A 20,202-nucleotide genomic window follows, 5' to 3' on the forward strand; every position below is an offset into this window, starting at 1 on the left:
TTCTGAAATGTATTTTATGTCACAAAATCAATATTTTGTGACAAACGAGGGCGAATTAAAAAACGCGAATAGGTTGCGATCAAAAACAAATAAATAATGGAGACGCCTTCTTTTGCGCCTCCATCCTATTCTTTATTTTTTATTGCGCTCGTAACAGCCTGTCGCGATGTTGACCTACATTGATTTCTCTGTTTATTTCCACGGTTTCCCTTTTATCGACCAGACATCATTGACGAACCATTTCCATCCGGAACAATTTACTTTATAGTTCTTTGTTAACACCACGTATGCCTGATGCAACGTTCGCAAGATCTCTTCATCGGGCTCCTGATGTCCAAAGCGAATCGCTTCAAGAGCTGCTATCCATTCCTTTTCGTTTATGGTCGTCATATCCTGAATATTGGCCAGTGCGAATACCAGATCACGCAAGGTATCGTTTGGCGCAAGAAGAATACCATTTTGTTTTGCCAGACGATGAATGTGCCACCAGACGATGGCAAAGCGTTCTGACGGATTTTGGCCGGCTAAGGCCAATTCATGATCATTCAAACGCTTTTTCCAAGCCTCATATCGACGAAACGCTCGTATTGCGACGAGAAGCGCGAATACGGCGATTATGGCTAAAACAGATAGAATGATACCTGTTTTGCTTTTTTCATCGCTTGTAGACGATTCTGTGGCCTTGCCATTGTCCGATCCAACGGATGACATCTCCTGTTCCTCGGATTTCTCTTTCTCTTCAGCCGATGAAGACGACATTGCGGCATTTTCCGAAGAAGACGCTTCGGAAGAAGATTCCACAGAGGAGCTTTCCTCCGTATTTTCCGATGAAGAATTCTGCGGTTGCATGACATCCAATTCGGTCGGCGGAACGAATTCAGGCGGCGCCTGTTGAGCGGAATTTTTATCCAAACCGCTGATTTCTGCCACATGAGACGAAGGTGTGGCTTCAACCGGAACCCAGCCCATGGAATTCAAATAGATTTCCGTCCAAGCATGGGCTTGTTTTGCTGTGATTTGGCGTGCGGTAATTTTTGTGGTAGTTTCTTTCGCTTGTGGAATGATGAAACCTTCCGCATAGCGCGTGCTGTATCCGATATCACGAAGCAATACACTGTACGCCGTTGCAAAGTATACACAGTAACCTTCTTTATTTGTTAAAAAATAGTCAAGGAATCCGGTTTGATCATCGATTTCGTCTACATCCAAGCGATATCGATAATTTGCGTCAAAGTGTGCGCGCATTTGCTGGATAAGCGTAGGAAAATCTTTTTGCTGGTTGTCGTATAGTATTGTTGCTAATTCCGGATCACGTGAACGCACAAGCTCACGGTACTTTTCTTTTCCCTTCCCTTTTGCAGGGTTGATACTCTCCTGGATCTGTCCTTTCCAATAATTAGCCACTAACGGCACAAAGTCGAGATTGACAATACCGTGGTCATTATAGTCGGTAGCACTGGCAATCATTCCGGAAGGACTGTAAAAAAATGCTGTGCCCGCATTGTACTTCTTTAATAGTTCTTGTGTATCGGTTCCGACGGGCGGCTCAGCTTTTAGATGGACAACCGATGCCGGCTTTCCCCCATGAAAAACGATGCGCGTGGGATTTTCGGTCCTCAAATAGTATAAGGTGGGACGAAATAGTCCCGTTTGAATGGCGGTATCCCTTGATGCGACATCTGCAAACCAAAAGGTTTTTGCCTGTTGGGTATCAAATTCATCATAGTAGTGTTCGGAAAAATGCAGCGGCAATAGAGTCTGCGGCGCAGATAGCGACCAGCTCTTTCCGTCAAAAGCGTCAAAAGAGGAACCGCGCAGGTAAAAAGCGGGCGCTTCCGCATGGATAGTCATGTAGGGCGCATCCTTCAGCACAACAGGTCCGCCAATACGCAATTTTCCTTGTGGATAAAAACCGAGATCCGCCAAAGAGAACGTGGATATTTCCGTTCCAGTTTGCGCAGGCATCATTTGACGAAGGCGTTGCGAAATGGACTCATGAAAAAACAACTCCGGTGGAAAAATAAGCTGCAAGGCCATAGTAGCGCCGAGCAATACGGCAGCAAAGAGTAACGGAGGCCGTTGATCGCGACGTTGCGGGTCCTGACGAAACGCATAAGACGCATATACACAAAATAAACCAGCCATCAACCACAAGAGCCAAAACGGGTCATTTGTGAGATCATCGAGGTAAAAAAGGGGCGCTATCAGGAAAAACATATTCAGAATCGGAATCGGGAGTGCCCAATTGGACAGTACGGATATAAATGCAACCAGGATGGCGAACACCGATGGAAAAAGAGCGGGCATGGGGCCTTTTTCGGCATTCAGTGTAACCGCCCAACGAATCGCCTCTTTTCCTCCGTGCCAGAAGTCCATCCACCACTCTGCGCTCAATACGGGAAGCGATAGCGACTGATGAAAAAGCACTTGCCCGACAATAATGACCGCCAGCACGCCCACCGTTCCCAGCGTGATCTTCCAGAAATGCAGAGCGAGAATCATCACCAAAACCAGGCCGAGATAAAGAAGACTTTTCGTCAGTAAGGCACTATCCTGTTGTCCAAGCAGTAGCAACGTAAAATGGCTGACCACGACAGCAAACAGACTCGTCGTCAACCAGGATTGCAAACGCTGTATGATCTCTTGTCGATTTATTTGTTTCATAGCACTCCTCAGACTTCCTCATCCAGCCAATATACATCCAGACTGGAACGGGACAAAGCGGAAAGAATTTCTTCCGTCTGTTGTGCGCGTTCACTCAGAACGAGAAAATCAATGCCTAGGCTTTCATACTGTAAAAGGCTTCCTAATGTGGATTCATCGATTACTTGTATCCAGATCAATTGACGACGATCCGGTGTTTGACTCAATCGCCACGGACGTGAACTTCCGGAAAAAGGAAGATGCGCAATCCATACACCTAACGCTTCCGCCTCAGCTGGAGACTGCAAATGAATGAGTTGGGAGTATCGGTCGCCGGCATCGATGTAAATCCCTTTTTCCAAAAAGGTAATCGCCGTGGTATAAAAGCGGTCTAAAAAAGCGGTGCGTAAGGCAAGAGCCTCTTCAACCTTTGAATCGCTCTTGCTCTTCATGCCGATAAAGCGCGCGGAACCGTCATAGGCAACGGGCTGAACATCCACTAACAGACGAATCGGTTGTTGCTCCACATCCGAATAGTGCTTGATCATCCATTTTTGCAAACGGCTGCTCAATTTCCAGTGGGTATGCGAAAGCGGTTCCCCTTCTTGAAGCGGATCGACGGAAAAAAGCTCGTCCGTCACCAATGTTAACGACCGGCGCTCAACCACATTGCCCTCTTCCTCTTCGGATGAACGGAGAAAAGGGAGATCTTCCACTCTTTTCGGAAGCGCAAAGCATTCCGCTGTGCGAATGCCGCGTCCTGAAAATTGCAACTTGAAGAAGCCGAGCAGATCCTCAAAAATGGGCTCGCCGGAAGAGAAGGTATAAGTTCCGATGTACGGCGCATAGAACGGAAAAGATAAACGCTTATCCTCGCCCGGAGCAATGATGACTTCCGTTGTTGCTTTTCCCTGCGGAGAAGGAAAAGGAAAATGTAGAAAAAAGGGCAGCAGAGAAGAATCATTGCGCAATTCCAAAATCCATTCTCCCTCTTCCCCATACTGCAGACGAAGCGGATTCAACTCTTCCTTACGCGAAATATGTCGTCCCGAAAAAAAACTGAATGTCACAGAAAGAATGGGCAACAGCAACCAGAAGAGAAACAGAATATGCGGAAAGGGGCGCAATTTTGTATTGGCCAGTAAAAAAAGAGCCACTGCACCGATGAGCCAAAAGAAAAAGCGCGGGCGAACGCCTTTCATCGCGGAACCACCGTATTGTTCATGATATCGGCAATGACTTCATGCGTAGTAATACCGCGACCGCGACTTTGTGGCTTTAAGATGATGCGATGATCCAGAACATCATGAACGAGCGCCTGCACATCTTCCGGAATGACATAGGTTCTCCCGTTAAGCAGTGCGAGCGTTTGTGCAGCGGAAAACAGCATTTGTCCCGCACGTGGGCTTACGCCCAATTCGATGAGATCTTCTTCACGCGTTTTTCGCGTAATCGCAAGCATGTAACGCTTCACTTCATCTGTAACGTCCACTTGCGGAATCTGTTCACGAAGCCAGCTGATGACTTCTTTCTCCGCGACAACATTGACGTCTTTTTGAATGCGGCGCATGGCATTGGTGGAAATAATTTCCATTTCTTCTTCCATGGACGGATAGCCGATGGAAATGCGCATCATAAAACGGTCCATTTGCGCTTCCGGCAATGGATAGGTACCGACGTTTTCTACAGGGTTTTGTGTGGCCATTACCATGAACGGCTTCGGCAACGCATACGTTACACCTTCAACGGTTACCTGCCCTTCCTGCATAGCTTCCAGAAGAGCGGATTGCGTACGCGGTGACGAACGGTTGATTTCATCCGCCAATAGAATTTGCGTATTCACCGCACCTTCGCGAAATTCAAATTCGGCCGTTTTCGGATTGTACATATTAAAACCGGTGACGTCGGATGGCATCAGATCTGGCGTAAACTGAATGCGCTGAAAATCAAGGCGAACGGATTTCGCTAAGGCATGAACCAGCGTTGTTTTTCCAATACCGGGCACATCCTCCAGAAGAACGTGTCCACCGGCTAAAAGGCAGATCAGCATTTTTTTTGCCGGTATCTCTTTGCCGATCACGACACGGCCGATACTGGCTAATACATCATCCCCGAGTTTGCGGCAAATGGACGCCGCCTCTTGGTGTAAACTCATTTTATTCTCCTTCTGTAGGTGCTTTAAACACGCGCACCAATAGGAATCGTGTTGCATTGAAGCAAATGTAACCTTTTTGTATTATATTATGTAGGAGATGGCTTTGCAATTTTCCTGAGGAGGAAGACGTGGAATTACCGATCATACTTGAGGACTATATCAACTATATAAAAACGGTACGCGGACTTTCTCCTCGCACCATTCGAGAATATGAATACGATCTGGTGCGCTTTCTGCGCTTTCATCTTCGTCGACACGGTCAGGGGGCCTCACGCAAAGCCCCTTTAGAGACCATCGATATCTCCTCCGTGGATGTTGCCACGTTAAAAGCAGTGGATATCAACGATTTATTGGCTTTTCTCGCCTACTCGGAACAGGAAGAAGGCCTCTCGGGCAGTCGCCGCGCTCGCATGTCGTCCGCAATACGTTCTTTTTTTAAATATCTGGTGAACATACAAGAATACTTTGAAAAAAATCCGGCAGAAAAGCTGACGACACCCAAACGGAAGAAGCGCCATCCCGTCTACCTGACGCTGGATGAAGCGTTGCGTCTCATTGAAGTGGCGGCAAAAGAGGAAAATCCCTTCTTTCGCTCTCGCGATGTCGCAATGGTCGTCACGTTTTTAACCACCGGAATGCGTTTGAGCGAATTATGCGGACTCAATATCACGTCGCTTCGAGAAGGACGTTTTCATGTCGTCGGCAAGGGCAACAAAGAGCGCGTCATTTATTTGACGGAATCCTGCGAGGCTGCAATTCGCGCCTATCTGTCTCGACGCCCCATTGTCCCCGGAGAAGAAGCGCTTTTCCTTTCGACCCATCAACAACGCATCTCACCGCGCGCGGTTCAGCATCGCATAGATGCCTTATTGCGTGAAGCCGGTTTTGACACATCCGTCTACTCTACGCACAAGCTTCGTCATACGGCGGCGACATTAATGTATCGAGAAGGCGTGGATATTCGTACCTTACAGCGCATCCTCGGTCATGAATCTTTGCAGACGACGCAAATCTATACCCATGTGGAAGACGAAATGGCACGTGATGCGGTATCTCGCAATCCCCTTGCCCGTCTTCACTTCTCCGATGAAAAAAGCGCACCGAAAGAATAACTTCTTCCGTGCGCTTTTTTTTGATACGTATGTTGTATACGATCTCTCGTTATCCCTTTAATCCCCGTGCCTGACGATCCATGTCCTCAACGACAATGTCGAAAATCTCTCCTAAAGTGCGGCAGTATTCCAATACTTTCCACGGTTCATTGGTATGGTAGTGGATTTTAATCAGGTTCTCATCCCCTACCGCCAGTAGGCAATCGCCGTCAAAATGCTCCACAAAATAGTCGTTGATTCGATCTTCATCCAGGTTTTCCCCTTCAATGAGCAGCTGTGTGTCATAGCGATACGTGATGGACTGTTCCATAAATTCCTTCTTTCTTTTCATTTACTGTATTTGTTTCGTTTCATCTGTTTTAATAACGTCACGACGGTTTCGATCAGGAAAACACCGAGTGCAATGGATGCGGCCATGATGAAGGTCTGTATGGCGTAGACACTGGCCTGATCCATGCGCTCGTAGAAAAAGGCATGCACACAGCGATAGATGAGCGCACCGGGAACCAAAGGATAGAGTGATGGGATGATCACCATAGTAACCGGTGTGCGAAACCATCGTGCGCCGATTTGTGCCGCAACGGCAACGACAAGCGTCGCCAAAAAGGTGGCCGCAAAATTCGTCCATTCGAAATCCAAAAGGAGAGCGTACGTGTCCCAACTGATAAAGGAGATAACCGAATTGAACAGAGCGATTTTTTTGCCGGCGCCGAGCATGATGGTAAAGGCGAACACAGCAAGAAAAGCCCCCGCCCCCTGCATAACATATTTCAACCATAGCGGATCATTCAGCGGATTAAACAACACGGAGGAAAGCATGGTTGTCGTCGAACTCATAGAAAGAAACCTCCCGTGAGCGTCAAGGCGAAGAACGTACCGACAGCAAGCGCCATACTGGCAATGATTGCTGCAAGAAGATTTCCTACGCCTGTTAAATAATCCGCGCGCATCGTATCCCGAATTCCATTGGTTAGTGTAGTTCCCGGGAAAAGGCTGATTAGCGCACCGATTGCCATACGATCAATGCGAAGAATCGGAAAAAAGCGCACCGTTACCCCCAAAACAAAGATCATGACAAAGGATTGTAAAAACGAAGGGATAAAACTTCCGCCCAGACGGTTGCGCACCAATTTATTCGTGAGAATAATGCTGCTCGCTGCCAAGCCGGCAAAAATACTTTCCATCAGATTTGCCCCGGACATCAACGCAAAACCGGCGGCAGCGATGGCATGATAACCTTTGGAAAAGCGAATGGGATCATGGTTGTCCGCTAAATCTTTTACCGTTTGGTATGCTTCCTCGACGGCAAGATCACCATTGGCAAGGCGACGTGAAATGGTATTTACCTCACGAATACGATCCAGACGAAACGTGCGATTTTTAATGCGCCGAACAGCCGTAAGACAGGTATTGTCCTTTAGCGTCAAGGTGACATAAAGTCCGGTAAGCAGGGCAATCACGTCCATCGATCGATGCTCGCTCAAACTTAAAATGCGCTCCATCGTATCTTCTACGCGATAGGTCTCCGCTCCATTCTCCATCAAAATCACGCCGGCATACAAAGCAAGATCGAAAATCATTCGGGTATGTGCGGACTCGTCAGCTTGTAAAGCGATTCCTGTTGCATTGCTTGTTGCCTGAGCGGTAATGCTTTCCATGCCCCCTCCTCCTTAATCCTTTTGCTATTATAGCATAGGGGCATTTTAGTCTGGCAAAAGAAAAACAGGAATTTTCGATCGAAAAACTTGCGAGTAAGGTAAAATTCACGTATAATATTTTTGTTGTTCGCAGGTGTGGCGGAACGGCAGACGCGCTAGTTTCAGGGACTAGTGGGAGCAATCTCGTGGGGGTTCAAATCCCTTCACCTGCATTGGAAGCGGCCTCGTTAGAGGTCGTTTTTTTATGTCTTTGTGTGAAGAAAAAAGAAGGATACCATGACGGTATCCTTCCTTTTTCGCTATTTATTCAACGCAAGGAACTATTTGACGTAATTCAGCGTAATGTTCGTGAACGGTTCCATGATAAGCGTCGGATCACCCATTTCCGTGAAGCTCAGGCTCGGATCAATTTCCGGCATATTCTTTGCGATGCCGTCTTCATCCTTTTGAATCTTCTCGAAAATGGCTTTATAATCCTCTTCTTTGAACTGCTTGAAGCGGGAGAAGTCTTCGGAGATCTGCACGCCGTTCTCCGCAGCGGAGAGACGAGTGACCTCGCCGCCCTTGAACTCGTCGGCTAAGATGGTTTTGCATGTCTGATAAACCGCGCTTTGCAGGTTTTTCATTGCCGAGGTGATTACTTCTTCGCCCATGTCTTTTTGATCTACATCAACGCCGATCATCTTTCCGTTGTTATCCTGTGCCGCCTTCAACACGGAAGAGGCGATGCCGCCGCCGCAGGAGAAAATGATCTCGGTGCCGTTCTTATACCAGGTGGCTGCCATAGTCTGAATTTCCGGCTTCGGTGTAAAAGAACCCGTATAGTTGTACATCATTTCCACTTTGGGGAGGTTCATTTCTTTTGCTGCATAATCCGCACCGGCGATAAAGCCGAAGCCATAGCGTACAACGGCCGGAACGGCAACGCCGCCCGCAAAGCCGAGTTTGGTATAGCCGTCTTTAACTGCCGCATAGCCGGCTAAGAAACCTGATTCCTGCTCACGGAAGAGGATAGAAGCGGTATTCTTTTCAAAATAGGTTTCGGTGACCGGAGAACCGTCCGGGTTGGTTTTGCCTTCCACTACGCGTTGCGGTTCAAAGTCAACGGCAATAAACTTGACATCCGGATGCTCTTTTTGAGCAACACCAACAGCGGTTTCAAAAAGGAATCCCGGCGTTACGACAATTTTGGCACCCTTTTGAATGGCCTGCTCAATGGCCTGTAAATAGACCTGATCGCCTTGATCCTGCGGACGCAGATAGTTGGCTTTCACACCGAGTTCATCCGCAAACTGCTTTAATCCTTCAAACGATCCCTGGTTAAACGATTTGTCATCAATCGTACCCAAGTCCGTAATCAGGTAGAGGGAATTGTCATCATACTTGACCTCTCCGGCCGTTTCCGATGCTTGTTCGCTTGCCGCTTCCGAGGCTGATTCGGATGCTGCCGGGGTTTCCGAAGACTTCGTGTCCCCGCCGCCACAAGCGGTGAGAACGAGCGTCAACACGAAAAGCGTACTTAAAAATGTAAATAACTTTTTCATCGTCTCCTTCTTTCTTTCTCCTCGTTCGATGGGTTACTTGGTTCGAACTTTACGCAACTTCAGTGTAAACGATACCTGCGCTTAACACAACTGAAAAGTTTGTCGCGCTAGCGTTGTCCTTTGTCAAACGGCCTCCCTTCCGCCGCCGGCGCGCGAGTTTTCTTGCTGGTAAAGGCCAGCAAAAGTATCGTAATGACATAGGGTAATATCTGATAAACAAATTGCGGAATACCGAGGTTGTAGAGGAAAGGAATTCCCGAATAGATCGACGATAGTGCTTTCAGCAGGCCGAAGAAAAAAGCGGCGAGCCCGATTGAAATCGGATTCCATTGTCCGAAGATGAGAACTGCGATGGCTAAAAATCCGTAGCCGGCTACGGTACCGTTAAACTCCGTTGATACCGGCAAAATATAGGCTAAACCGCCGAGTCCACCGAGAGCGCCCGAAATCAGTACGCCCGCCCAGCGAATACGTGCGACGGACACGCCGGCCGCATCGGTTGCCTGCGGATATTCACCGGCAGAACGCAGACGAAGACCAAATGATGTCTTATACAAAACGATGGTTGAAACCAGCCAGAGGATAAGAACAAGATAGGTCGTCACATAAACATTTTGAAAAAGTATAGGACCGATGAGCGGGATCTTGCTCAATACAGGCACTTCCGTGATCGTAAAATGCCCCGTAAAGGAAATCTGTTGAATGCCGATTAACGAACGGGCGACAAAGATAGCAAAGGCCCCGGCAAACATATTAATTGCCGTACCGGAGATGGTCTGATCCGCAAACATATTGATAGACGCGAAGGCGTGGAAGGCGGAATACACTGTCCCGGCAAGAATGGACAGAGCAATCGCTACCCAGAGGTGAGCCATGGTTACTTCCTGACCGGCATCGTTTACAACGTGCAGGTAAAGCGTGCCGGCAAATGCGCCGATGACCATAATTCCTTCCAACCCGATATTAATGACCCCACTTCGCTCGGAAAACATGGCGGCAAGGGCGACGACCAGAAGAGGAATTGCAAAATTCAGCATCTGTTGAAAGATAAAAATTACAATATCCATTATTTGCCCTCCTCTTTTTCTCTACGGTTCAACAAACGACGGAAAAGAACAGAAAGGGCGGAAACATAAAGAATAAAGGAAATGATAATCGTGATCAGTTCCGGTGCGTAGCCAAGCGTTTGAATCGCCTGTCCGCCCATATTGAGGTACGAAAAGAACAGAGCCGAAAATAAAATACCGATCGGTTCACTAAGACCCAGTAAAGCCACAGCGATGCCGTCAAAGCCTTGCTGAGGAAGAACATCTACTACGGCAATAGCGGTTCCTGCACCGGAAAGGTAAAAGAGCCCACCGCCGAGACCGGCCATAGCGCCGGAAATCGCCATGGATTTAATAATGCTGGCATTTTCATTGATGCCGGCATATTTAGCCGCATGACGATTTAAGCCCACGGCCTGCATTTCAAAGCCGAAGGTCGTCTTTTTAAGAATCAAATGCAATACCACGACCATTGCCAGTCCGATGAGAAATCCGCCGCCGGCAAAAGTACCAGGAAAAAGAACATCAAAGCCAAAACGCGGTACGGCAGTGTTGATTGCCATAGTCGTGTTGCGGAAGAGATTATAGATATTCAGCCGTTTAATGAGGTCATTTACCAAATACATCGTCGTGTAATTGAGCATAATGCACGTGATGACCTCGTTGACATTGCGATAAGCCTTCAGCATTCCCACGATGGCGCCCAGAAATGCACCGGCAAGAGCCGAGACGAGAAGCGCCACCGGCCACATTACAAAAGCCGGAATAAAGCGTTCCAGGCGATTGCAGAGCAGGATCACCATGAAGCCGCCGAATAGAAACTGTCCCGAAGCGCCGATGTTAAAGAGACCGGTTTGAAAGGCAAATCCAACCGCCAGACCCGTCATCAGCAAGGGCGTGGCATAATAAAACAGGTTACCGACGCCGGCCATGCCGTTCAAAAACGGACCGCGGAAGAAATTCGGAATGGCCTCCCCCGCAGCGGAGGGGTTGGTGAAAAAAATAATGGCAATGCCGACCACTAGCCCGATGAGTATCGCAATAAGAGATGGCAGTGCTTTTTGGAAACCTAAACGCTTAGTTTTCATGGTTCACCTCCATGCGCTTTGCTCCGGACATATAGAGACCAAGCTCTTCTTCCGTTGTCTCCTTCGGTTTTAATTCCGCTACGATTTCGCCATGGTGAATAACTAAAATACGATCGGAAATGCCCAAAACCTCACTCAATTCAAAGGAAATAAGCAATACGCCCTTCCCTTCATCGCGCTCCGCGATGAGCTGTTGATGAATATACGATATCGCACCGACGTCCAGACCGCGTGTCGGCTGGACGGCGATTAAGAGATCATGTTCCCGTTCCATTTCACGGGCGACTATGGCTTTTTGTTGATTTCCGCCGGACATGGATCGTGCAATGGTACGCGGTCCGCGACCGGCACGCACATCATACATGGCGATTAAAGAATTGGCATACTTATCCGCTTCGTCAAATTGAATCCAACCCTTTTTTTGAAACGGTTCTTCAAAATAATTCTGTAGTACCAGATTTTGGCCAAGGTCATAATCCAGAACCAGCCCATACCGATGACGATCTTCCGGTACATGCGCCATGCCATGCGTATTACGATAGCGAATAGAACGGTTGAGCACCTCCTCGCCATTGAGCATAATGGAGCCGTTCACATTATCGATAAGTCCTGTTAAAGCATAGACAAACTCGGATTGGCCATTGCCGTCCACGCCGGCAATGCAGACAATCTCTCCCTTCCGCACATCGAGATTGATGTGGGAAAGGGTCTTTTGGCCATCACGCGGTTGATCAAGAGTTAAGTCACGCACGCTAAGAACCGTTTCGCCCAGGGGCCGTGGCTCAAGAGTGAAAGAAAGATTGACTTTGCGTCCAACCATCATTCGGCTCATCTCTTCGATGCTCACCGCATTTGCCGGTACCGTATCCACCACTTTTCCTTTTCGTAGAACCGTTACCGTATCGGCTACCGCCTTGATTTCATTTAATTTATGCGTAATGAAAATGATCGACTTTCCTTCCTGAACAAGCATTTTCATGATGTCCAGAAGCTCATCAATTTCCTGTGGAGTCAACACCGCCGTAGGTTCGTCAAAAATCAAAATGTCGTTATCGCGATAAAGCATCTTGATGATCTCGACACGCTGTTGCTGACCGACGGAAATATCCTCGATCTTATCGTCCGGATCAATCTGAAAGTGGTATTGCTCTGAAAGAGCCATCACTCGTTTACGCGCTTCGTCCATTTGCAAAAAGCCCATCTTGGTTGTTTCCACGCCCAATACAACATTTTCAAGAACCGTGAAGTTCGGTACCAGCTTAAAATGTTGATGGACCATGCCGATGCCGTAGCGCGTAGCATCGTTCGGATCCTTGATCCTGGTCGGCTCGCCGTTGACCAAAATTTCTCCGCTGTCGGCCTCATAGAGTCCAAAAAGAATGGACATCAACGTAGATTTTCCCGCTCCATTTTCGCCGAGAAGAGCAAGAATTTCGCCTTTATGCAGGGCAATGGACACGTCGCTGTTGGCTACGACACCCGGGAAGGTTTTGGTAATATGGCTCATTTCGATCACTGTTTGCGCCATGGACTCCTCCTCACCACATGATAACGTTATCTTTATTTATTATACCAGACATTCTTGGCAAAACCGTAAAAACTAAGGGAAGAAAAAAAAACGAGGAACAACTCGCTCCTCGTCAATGGTGAAGGTAATCAGATCCGCTATTCGCTGTTAGTTCAGTGGAATACGCAACTTTTGTCCCGGATGAATACCGGAAGACGAAAGATTATTGATGCGATAAATATCACGAACAACGTCACGTGTGTCTCGACCGTTTCGTTTCGCAATCGGTTCCGCCATGTGCCACACAGTATCCCCGGATCGAACAAGGATGGTTTCTTCTTCAACAAAAGAGGCGGCAGAGGACGATTCTTTGGAGAAAAAACTGAAAAAGAAGGTTAATGCCAGAGCAAGTATAAGAATACAGATCGTGACAAAGGCATAAAATCGTTTTGGTTGAATAATAACGGTGCGTTTCATAAGCCCTCCTATAACGAACATTTGTTCTTTCTGTGTTCAGTATAGGCGAACATTTGTTCGCTGTCAAGCTTTTATTTAAAAAAGAGGGGATGTCTCTCCCCTCTTTTCGCTCATTATTTCTTATCTTCTTCCGGTTGCGTCAAGGCTTCCGTACACAAAAGACACGCCAACTTCGCCTGTTCATAAACTACACCCCCCTGATAATAAACAATGAATGGTTCGCGCATCGGGCCATCCGCACTGACTTCTATGGACGATCCGTCAATAAACCCGCCGGATGCCATGACAACCGGGTCACTGTATCCGGGCATGTCCCAAGGAAGAGGAACCACATCAGCGCCAACGCTTGCAGCCTGCTGAACGGCATGGCAAAATGCCTCTACTTTTTTGCCTTCACCGAGAGTAATCGCTTCGATAATATCGCTTCGCGGATCTTCGGAGGACGGTGAACAGTGATAGCCCAAATCTTCAAATACCTTGGCAAAAAGGATCGCTCCTTTAAGTGCCTCAACGGTGACATGCGGCGCAAAGAAAAGGCCCTGCAAGGTGAGACGGGTCGTTCCGAAACTAAGCCCTGTATCCTCGCCCAGTCCTGGTGCGATGAGCTGATTTCGACAACGTTCAATCCACTCTTTTTTCCCGGCAAGATATCCGCCGCTAACCGCAATGCCGCCGCCTGGATTTTTGATGAGGGATCCGGCGATAACATCCGCACCGACTTCCAGAGGTTCCCGTTCACCGGTGAATTCGCCATAACAGTTATCGACAAAGATAACAGAATCCGGTGAATTCGCTTTAATGATCGTAATCGCTTCTTCTAGCTCTTCTACCGTAAAGGCGCGACGATCGGTATAGCCGGTGGAGCGTTGCAACAAAACCAGGCGCGGATGGCAGGAAAGCGCCTCCGGTAAAGCCTGCAAGTCAATTTTTCCATCCATTAGTGGAAGCATCGCATAGTGCACACCGCGCTCTTTAAGCGTGCCTTTCTCCTCCCCTTTAATGCCGATTACCAACTGCAAGGTATCATAGGGATGTCCGGTAACCGCCAGCAGCGTATGTCCGCTGTTGGTCAAAGCATACAGTGCGGTCGCAATGGCGTGTGTTCCGGAGGTAATACCGGCACGCACCAGAGCGTCCTCGGCATGAAAGACGTCACGGAAAATATGCTCCGTCTTTTCACGTCCGGTATCGCCATAACCGTAACCGGTCGGAGAATAAAAATCGGACTGACTGAGCCCATTTTGTTGCATGGCATGCAGAACTTTTAGCTGATTGGCACTGCGCAATTCATCCAGAGCGGAAAAACGTTCAGCCAGCATATTTTCAGCGCGCGTGATGCGCATCAGCGTTTCCGGACGCAGTGCGTAATAACGTTGGTAAATTTGATTGTTCATGGTTTTCCTTTTTTGTTTATTCATCGTCGGCGGAGATCACGCACGAAGAAAGGTTTGAATCTCCTCTTTTGCGCGTTCGTAGCGTTTTTCCGCCATTTCTTCCTCTATCCAAACGGCATCGTTTGTTTTTCGATACCACGTATATTGCCGCTTTGCATATTGGCGCGAAGCGCGCTGAATGAGGCGAATGGTCTCTTCTTTTGTAGTCAAACCTCGAAAATACCAAAGAAATTCGCGATAGCCGATCGCGTGCATGGCTTGGGAATCCGGCGAAACACCGCAAGTTAAAAGTCTGTGCACTTCCTCCTCGAGACCGGCATCAACCATCCGTATAACGCGTTCGTTGATTTTTTTATAGAGTTGCTCGCGAGGAAGAGAAAGCATAAGAACCAGACTCTTCCACAAACGGTTTTTCTCATCCTGTCGAAGTGCGGAAGGTGGCCGATCGGTTCGGCGTAAAATCTCAATAGCACGAAGAATGCGGGGCTTATCTTGCGGAGTAAGGCGACTTGCGGTTTCCATATCACGTTGACAAAGCTCCTGATAAAGCCGAACACCCTGATCGATTTGATACTCTTCCTCCAATGTCTTTCGCCATTCCGAGGTTGTGTCCATGCCGCTGAATTGATAATTCATCAGAAGCGCATTCAGATAAAGCCCGGTTCCTCCGACAAAAAAGGGAAGTTTCCTTCGCGCAAGAACATCTTCCTGTTTTTTTTGTGCATCGCGCTGGTAATCGGCCACCGTATAGCGCGTTCCCGGATCCGTCAGATCCAAGAGATGATGCGGCATCACCCGCTGTTCCTCCGGTGTCGCCTTGGCCGTTCCGATGTCCATACCGCGATAGATCTGCATGGAATCCATGGAAAGAATTTCGCCGTGAAAGTCTTTTGCCAAACGAATAGCTAAGGCACTTTTGCCGACGCCGGTCGGTCCCACGATAAAAATGCGCTTTTTTTCCTTTTCCGGATTCTCTATTTCACCCGCATAAACCATTTTTCAAAATCCTTCTTTTCCCGTCGAATGACGGTGGGTCGTCCATGCGGACAGGTTAAAGGGTAGCGACAGGAACTAAGCTGATCATAGAGCGAAGCGACTTCGGCATCGCTTAAACGATCACCCTGCTTTACGGAGGCCTTGCAGGCCTTCATGGCCATCTGATCGAGGAGAAGATCGTATTCGTCCGCATGATCTACCGGCATATCCAGCAAATCCAAAAGCAACTGTGCATCGTTTGCCGAACGAAATAGCGTCGGCACGGCGCGAAGCACAACTCTCCCCTCTCCGAACGACGCCAAATCAAAGCCAAGTCCGATAAGCGCCTCGTGACGCGATGAATAGGCCGCTTCCTGTTCATCGGTTAGTGAAAGGATAATCGGCTTTAAAAGACGTTGTTGAACGATGGTGCCGGCAGTCGCCTGTTTGAGGAATCGCTCATAATTCACCCGTTCATGCGCCGCATGTTGATCCACAATGAGTAGAGCGTCTCTTCCCCGTTCTTCAAAGAGCAGGTAAACTCGAAACAGGCTGCCAAGATAGCGCAAAGCAGAAAAAGCGGGAAGTAGTCCGTCTTCCTCATGAGAAGAAAGGAAACTGGACTGCTCACGCTGATCTTCTTCATCGGAGGAGAATAGAGATCTCTTTTTCTCCTGTACGAGGAAGGCGGACTCGTCCGAAGATAGCGTAAATTCCTGCGTTTCTTTTCGTGAATCTTTATTCTCGTCTACCGTACTATCAGTATGCTTTTTCTCCATTCGTTCCTCTTGTTGAGGAAAAAGCGGTTCCTTCTTCGAAAGCATTTCCGCCGAATCGACCGATTTCGTCGGCCAAGCATACTGTTCGATAATGCGTCGATAACTCTCCTCCGGCGTCGAGAAGAGGTCCTTTTCTTCCTCTCCGGGGATAGACGGCTTACGATGAAGTGCTTCCTGAACGGTTTGACGAATCATTTCCTGCAGCTTATCCGACTCCGTAAACTGAATGGTCATCTTGTTGGGATGTATGTTCACATCGATATTCTCCGGATTCGTCTCCAGAAAAAGTTGAAAGGCCGGATAGCGTCCGTTGGGAATGAGCGAACGATAGCAGGATTCCACACTTTCACGAATCACATCCGCCATGATGGCGCGTCCGTTCACAAATAAAAACTGCATTTGTCGATTTGCACGATAATAGGTATTATTGCCGATCACACCGGAAAGGCGATACTTTCCTTCCCCTTGAACAGGAACAATGGCATCCTGATAGCTTCGTCCATAGAGGACGAGCAGCGTTTCCTCCAGCGTCTGCTGTTTTCCCGTCTGCAAAATACGTTTTTCATCGCGATAAAAGCGAAAGGCAATCTCCGGATGACCGATCGCCATCGTATAAAGAAAGCGCGAGATAGCGTTACTTTCAGCCACGTCGCTTTTCAGAAATGTGCGGCGAACAGGAATGTGTGAAAAAAGATTGGATACAACAATGCGCGTTCCCGTACCCATGGCGACGGTTTTGCGTTCTACAAGTTTTCCCTCCGCATAGCGAAGTGCGATTCCTGTCGTCTCCTCCGCCGTTTTCGACTGTGCTTCCACATCCGCAACCGCTACGATGGAGGCCAACGCCTCACCGCGAAAGCCCAGCGAATGCAGACGATAGAGATCGGAAAAGGAAGAAATTTTTGATGTCGCATGCGGTAAAAAAGCGGTTTCTATCTCTTCCTTTGCAATTCCGGATCCGTTATCCGTAACGGAAATGAGCGACTTTCCTCCGTCACGAATTTGCACCTGAATCTCATCCGCGCCGGCATCGACAGCATTTTCGACCAGTTCTTTTACCACAGATACAGGGCGTTCAATGACTTCGCCTGCAGCAATGCGCTTGATGGTTTCTTCGTCCAATTGGCGAATCACGCGTTATCCCCTTCCTGTTTCGCTTCTCGAATTAAAGCATCCAATTCCATAAATGCTTCCAGTGGAGAAAGCGTATTGATGTCCAGTGTTCTCAGTTTTTTCACCACCGGATTCTCCTGATTCATCGCGTTCTTCTCTTCTCCGGCGCTAGGCAAGACCGCGTCTTTCCCGACAAAGGACAACGAAGAACGAAGAACCACCCCTTCTTGTGACGTTGACTCAATTTTTTGTTGATCCAAATGAAGCAGAAGCGCGTTCGCACGGGTAAGAATCGTCTCCGGCATGCCCGAAAGCCGAGCCACCTCAATGCCGTAGCTTCGATCTGCCGCTCCTTCTTCCACACGATGAAGAAAGACCAACTCTCCCGCTTCTTCTTCAATCTGGACACGACGGTTGGATAAATTGGGCAAAACATCGGCCAATTCCGTCAGTTCGTGGTAATGTGTGGCAAAAAGTGTCTTTGCCGGAAGCGTGTGCGATAAATATTCCAAAATGGCACAGGCGATGGAAAGACCGTCATTGGTGCTTGTCCCCCGGCCGACTTCATCTAAAACCAAAAAGCTGTTCTCCGTCGCTTCATGAAGAATATCCGCCATTTCTTTCATTTCCACCATAAAGGTGGATTCCCCCTTTGCGAGGTGATCTCTGGCACCAATGCGTGTGAAAAGTTGATCGACAATGGGCAAGCGACACGATTTTGCCGGTACAAAAGACCCCATTTGCGCCATGACAATTAATAGAGCATTTTGTCGAATGTACGTAGACTTTCCGGCCATGTTCGGACCGGTAATGACCTGTATGCGATTATTGTCTTCACCGATGTCAAGATCATTGGGAATAAAGTCGACATTCGGTTGTGCGGAAACCACCGGATGGCGTCCTTCCACAATCTGTATCGGGTCCACCTCTGAAACAAACTCAGGCCGGACATAGTCGTAATCATCCGCCACCTGAGCGAGTGAAAGCAAGGCATCCAAATCGGCAAGCGTATCCGCCACACGTTGAATACGCACCGCTTCGGTCGCCACTTCGTCGCGTAGAGCTTCGAATAAGGCAAATTCCATCGCCTCCACCTGTGCAGAGGAACCAATAATACGGTTCGCCTGCATTTCGAGGTACGGTGTACTATAGCGTTCGGCATTTTTCAACGTTTGTCGGCGCTGGTAATCGTCAGGAATTTTATCCAGATTCGATCGTGTAACTTCTATAAAGTAGCCCTGATTCTTCCGGAAAATGATGCGCAGATTACGAATCCCGCTGCGCTGTCTTTCCTGCTCTTCATAGGCGACAAGCGCTGAACGCGCTTCGTCTCCCCCGCATTTCAGGGCATCGAGTTCTTTACTGTATCCGTCGCGAATCATGCCCCCTTCGTTAACGGCAATGGGCGGTTCATCCACGATGGCGGAAAGAATATGCTCACGAAGCGCAGTCAGCGGGTCCAATCCTTCCAGCAAAAGCGCTACACACGGTTCATGCAGGGAGGAAAGGGTGGAAATCACCTGCGGAAGTGTCGAAAGCGATTGGGCAAAACGTAGCAAATCGCGAGCATTGCCACGACGAAAGCTCAGTTTGCTGAGCAGGCGTTCCAAATCGTAAACATTATTCAAAGCCTCACGAAGCAGTAAACGCGAAGAAAGATCGTGAACAAAGCATTCAACAACGTCTAAACGTGCCTGAATGGTATGTGGATCGAGAAGAGGAAATGCAAGCCAATCCGCTAATTTTCGTGACCCCATTGCGGTTTTTGTGCGATCTAAAACCGAAAAAAGCGTATGGCGTCTTGTGGCATCTTCCAAATTACGCGTTAGTTCCAGATTCTCACGCGTAGCGGCATTCAACCGAAGATAGCGATGGGGCGTCACCCAGTTCACACTGGAAAGATGCTCCAAGGGGCTATCCTGATAGGCATATACTGTTTCTAAAAGACTATAGAGAGCAATCTGCGCTACCAAATGGCGACGAAACACCGATGGTACACCACCGGGAAGTCGTTCGCTCAGCCCTTGATGTAAATCGCGAATATGAATCGTCCCGCGCTGCTTACGTGAAAGGAACAGTTTTCGACCGGATAAAAAATTCTGAACGGCATCATTCGTCTCATGATTTTCTTCGTCATCCAAAAGTATCACTTCCGAAGGTTGAAGCGATTCCACCCAGTCCAAAACGGTCATTCCCCAGCGTTTTACGGGAGAGATCTCCGTCGCTTCCAACCGTCCGGTAGAAAGATCGACGTAGCATAAGCCCAGCGTTTGACGATAGGCATAGACGAGCAGAAGGTAATTATGTTCGGAACGATCAAGATTTTCCGCATCGGTTACCGTACCCGGCGTCACAATGCGCGTGATACCACGTTTAACAAGTCCCACTGCTTTTTTGGGGTCTTCCATCTGCTCGACCAGACAAACTTTATAACCGGCATGAACGAGTTTTGCTGTGTAGCTGTCCACCACATGATGGGGAACCCCGGCCATGGGACAACGCTCATCAAGACCGCAATCCCGACCGGTTAGGGTGAGTTCAAGTACGCGTGAACCGACCAATGCATCATCAAAAAACAGCTCATAAAAATCGCCTAAGCGATACAGAATGAGACAATCCGAATGCTGTTCTTTGATTTGCACATAATGTTGCATCATCGGTGAAAGTTTTGACCGATCAATGTACTCCCAAACCATGGTTCCTCACTTCTA

At 48.3% G+C, this 20,202-nt stretch carries 16 protein-coding genes and 1 tRNA gene; 2 read left to right on the forward strand and 15 right to left on the reverse strand.

The features are described from left to right. Positions 1–192 precede the first annotated feature (192 nt). The 3 genes from BN3910_RS02320 to BN3910_RS02330 are packed head-to-tail and all read right to left on the reverse strand — an operon-like array spanning position 193 to position 4,798. Complete coding sequence (locus tag BN3910_RS02320) at positions 193–2,664, reverse strand: transglutaminase family protein (protein ID WP_066923951.1); 2,472 nt, start codon at positions 2,662–2,664, stop codon at positions 193–195. A gap of 8 nt (positions 2,665–2,672) precedes the next feature. Beyond that, positions 2,673–3,845, reverse strand: a complete 1,173-nt coding sequence (locus BN3910_RS02325; RefSeq protein ID WP_066923953.1) for a DUF58 domain-containing protein — start codon at positions 3,843–3,845, stop codon at positions 2,673–2,675. Then, entirely contained in the window at positions 3,842–4,798 is a 957-nt protein-coding gene (locus BN3910_RS02330; RefSeq protein ID WP_066923955.1) for an AAA family ATPase, read from the reverse strand. The genes BN3910_RS02325 and BN3910_RS02330 overlap by 4 nt, the downstream gene beginning before the upstream one ends. 128 nt (positions 4,799–4,926) lie before the next feature. Here BN3910_RS02330 and BN3910_RS02335 point away from each other — a divergent pair, with 128 nt between their 5' ends. Next, positions 4,927–5,910, forward strand: coding sequence for a tyrosine recombinase XerC (locus BN3910_RS02335; protein WP_231862179.1), 984 nt, complete (start codon positions 4,927–4,929; stop codon positions 5,908–5,910). Positions 5,911–5,959: 49 nt separating this feature from the next. Here the strand turns inward: BN3910_RS02335 and BN3910_RS02340 are convergent, their stop codons facing one another. From BN3910_RS02340 to BN3910_RS02350, 3 genes are read right to left on the reverse strand one after another with little or no spacing between them, the layout of a single operon-like run. After that, positions 5,960–6,220, reverse strand: coding sequence for a kinase to dihydroxyacetone kinase (locus BN3910_RS02340; protein WP_066923959.1), 261 nt, complete (start codon positions 6,218–6,220; stop codon positions 5,960–5,962). A gap of 17 nt (positions 6,221–6,237) precedes the next feature. Continuing rightward, on the reverse strand, positions 6,238–6,747 hold the full coding sequence (locus BN3910_RS02345) for a threonine/serine exporter family protein (RefSeq protein WP_066923961.1): 510 nt from the start codon (positions 6,745–6,747) through the stop codon (positions 6,238–6,240). Next, on the reverse strand, positions 6,744–7,568 hold the full coding sequence (locus BN3910_RS02350) for a threonine/serine exporter family protein (RefSeq protein ID WP_066923963.1): 825 nt from the start codon (positions 7,566–7,568) through the stop codon (positions 6,744–6,746). The genes BN3910_RS02345 and BN3910_RS02350 overlap by 4 nt, the downstream gene beginning before the upstream one ends. Positions 7,569–7,697: 129 nt before the next feature. Between BN3910_RS02350 and BN3910_RS02355 the strand changes: the two genes are divergently transcribed. Beyond that, positions 7,698–7,780, forward strand: a tRNA-Leu gene (locus tag BN3910_RS02355). Positions 7,781–7,888: 108 nt separating this feature from the next. Here the strand turns inward: BN3910_RS02355 and BN3910_RS02360 are convergent. From BN3910_RS02360 to mutS, 9 genes are all read right to left on the reverse strand, one after another. Further along, positions 7,889–9,112, reverse strand: a complete 1,224-nt coding sequence (locus BN3910_RS02360; protein ID WP_066923965.1) for a BMP family lipoprotein — start codon at positions 9,110–9,112, stop codon at positions 7,889–7,891. Between the two features lie 107 nt (positions 9,113–9,219). Next, on the reverse strand, positions 9,220–10,179 hold the full coding sequence (locus tag BN3910_RS02365) for an ABC transporter permease (RefSeq protein WP_066923967.1): 960 nt from the start codon (positions 10,177–10,179) through the stop codon (positions 9,220–9,222). Next, a complete protein-coding gene (locus tag BN3910_RS02370; protein ID WP_066923969.1) occupies positions 10,179–11,246 on the reverse strand; it encodes an ABC transporter permease in 1,068 nt (355 codons plus the stop codon). The genes BN3910_RS02365 and BN3910_RS02370 overlap by 1 nt, the downstream gene beginning before the upstream one ends. Beyond that, positions 11,236–12,774, reverse strand: coding sequence for an ABC transporter ATP-binding protein (locus tag BN3910_RS02375; RefSeq protein WP_066923971.1), 1,539 nt, complete (start codon positions 12,772–12,774; stop codon positions 11,236–11,238). Before BN3910_RS02375 ends, BN3910_RS02370 begins: the two co-directional genes overlap by 11 nt. Before the next feature lie 147 nt (positions 12,775–12,921). Then, entirely contained in the window at positions 12,922–13,230 is a 309-nt protein-coding gene (locus tag BN3910_RS02380) for a LysM peptidoglycan-binding domain-containing protein (RefSeq protein WP_066923973.1), read from the reverse strand. A 113-nt stretch (positions 13,231–13,343) separates the two neighbouring features. Continuing rightward, the gene (locus BN3910_RS02385; RefSeq protein WP_066923975.1) at positions 13,344–14,624 is read right to left on the reverse strand and encodes a methionine gamma-lyase family protein; all 1,281 of its coding nucleotides are present in this window, start codon (positions 14,622–14,624) and stop codon (positions 13,344–13,346) included. Between the two features lie 36 nt (positions 14,625–14,660). Beyond that, positions 14,661–15,620, reverse strand: coding sequence for a tRNA (adenosine(37)-N6)-dimethylallyltransferase MiaA (miaA, locus tag BN3910_RS02390; RefSeq protein ID WP_066923977.1), 960 nt, complete (start codon positions 15,618–15,620; stop codon positions 14,661–14,663). Continuing rightward, entirely contained in the window at positions 15,599–17,512 is a 1,914-nt protein-coding gene (gene mutL, locus BN3910_RS02395) for a DNA mismatch repair endonuclease MutL (RefSeq protein WP_066923979.1), read from the reverse strand. Before mutL ends, miaA begins: the two co-directional genes overlap by 22 nt. Beyond that, positions 17,509–20,187: a DNA mismatch repair protein MutS gene (gene mutS / locus BN3910_RS02400; protein ID WP_066923981.1), complete on the reverse strand. Its 2,679-nt coding sequence runs from the start codon at positions 20,185–20,187 to the stop codon at positions 17,509–17,511. The genes mutL and mutS overlap by 4 nt, the downstream gene beginning before the upstream one ends. Positions 20,188–20,202 lie beyond the last annotated feature (15 nt).

The sequence above is a fragment of the Murdochiella massiliensis genome (assembly GCF_900059565.1).
Classification (GTDB): Bacteria; Bacillota; Clostridia; order Tissierellales; family Peptoniphilaceae; genus Murdochiella; species Murdochiella massiliensis.

Bases quoted from the DNA above. Each gene is read 5' to 3' on its own strand.
- BN3910_RS02320 (WP_066923951.1), bottom strand. From the start codon at position 2,664: ATGAAACAAATAAATCGACAAGAGATCATACAGCGTTTGCAATCCTGG.
- BN3910_RS02325 (WP_066923953.1), bottom strand. From the start codon at position 3,845: ATGAAAGGCGTTCGCCCGCGCTTTTTCTTTTGGCTCATCGGTGCAGTG.
- BN3910_RS02330 (WP_066923955.1), bottom strand. From the start codon at position 4,798: ATGAGTTTACACCAAGAGGCGGCGTCCATTTGCCGCAAACTCGGGGAT.
- BN3910_RS02340 (WP_066923959.1), bottom strand. From the start codon at position 6,220: ATGGAACAGTCCATCACGTATCGCTATGACACACAGCTGCTCATTGAA.
- BN3910_RS02345 (WP_066923961.1), bottom strand. From the start codon at position 6,747: ATGAGTTCGACGACAACCATGCTTTCCTCCGTGTTGTTTAATCCGCTG.
- BN3910_RS02350 (WP_066923963.1), bottom strand. From the start codon at position 7,568: ATGGAAAGCATTACCGCTCAGGCAACAAGCAATGCAACAGGAATCGCT.
- BN3910_RS02360 (WP_066923965.1), bottom strand. From the start codon at position 9,112: ATGAAAAAGTTATTTACATTTTTAAGTACGCTTTTCGTGTTGACGCTC.
- BN3910_RS02365 (WP_066923967.1), bottom strand. From the start codon at position 10,179: ATGGATATTGTAATTTTTATCTTTCAACAGATGCTGAATTTTGCAATT.
- BN3910_RS02370 (WP_066923969.1), bottom strand. From the start codon at position 11,246: ATGAAAACTAAGCGTTTAGGTTTCCAAAAAGCACTGCCATCTCTTATT.
- BN3910_RS02375 (WP_066923971.1), bottom strand. From the start codon at position 12,774: ATGGCGCAAACAGTGATCGAAATGAGCCATATTACCAAAACCTTCCCG.
- BN3910_RS02380 (WP_066923973.1), bottom strand. From the start codon at position 13,230: ATGAAACGCACCGTTATTATTCAACCAAAACGATTTTATGCCTTTGTC.
- BN3910_RS02385 (WP_066923975.1), bottom strand. From the start codon at position 14,624: ATGAACAATCAAATTTACCAACGTTATTACGCACTGCGTCCGGAAACG.
- miaA (WP_066923977.1), bottom strand. From the start codon at position 15,620: ATGGTTTATGCGGGTGAAATAGAGAATCCGGAAAAGGAAAAAAAGCGC.
- mutS (WP_066923981.1), bottom strand. From the start codon at position 20,187: ATGGTTTGGGAGTACATTGATCGGTCAAAACTTTCACCGATGATGCAA.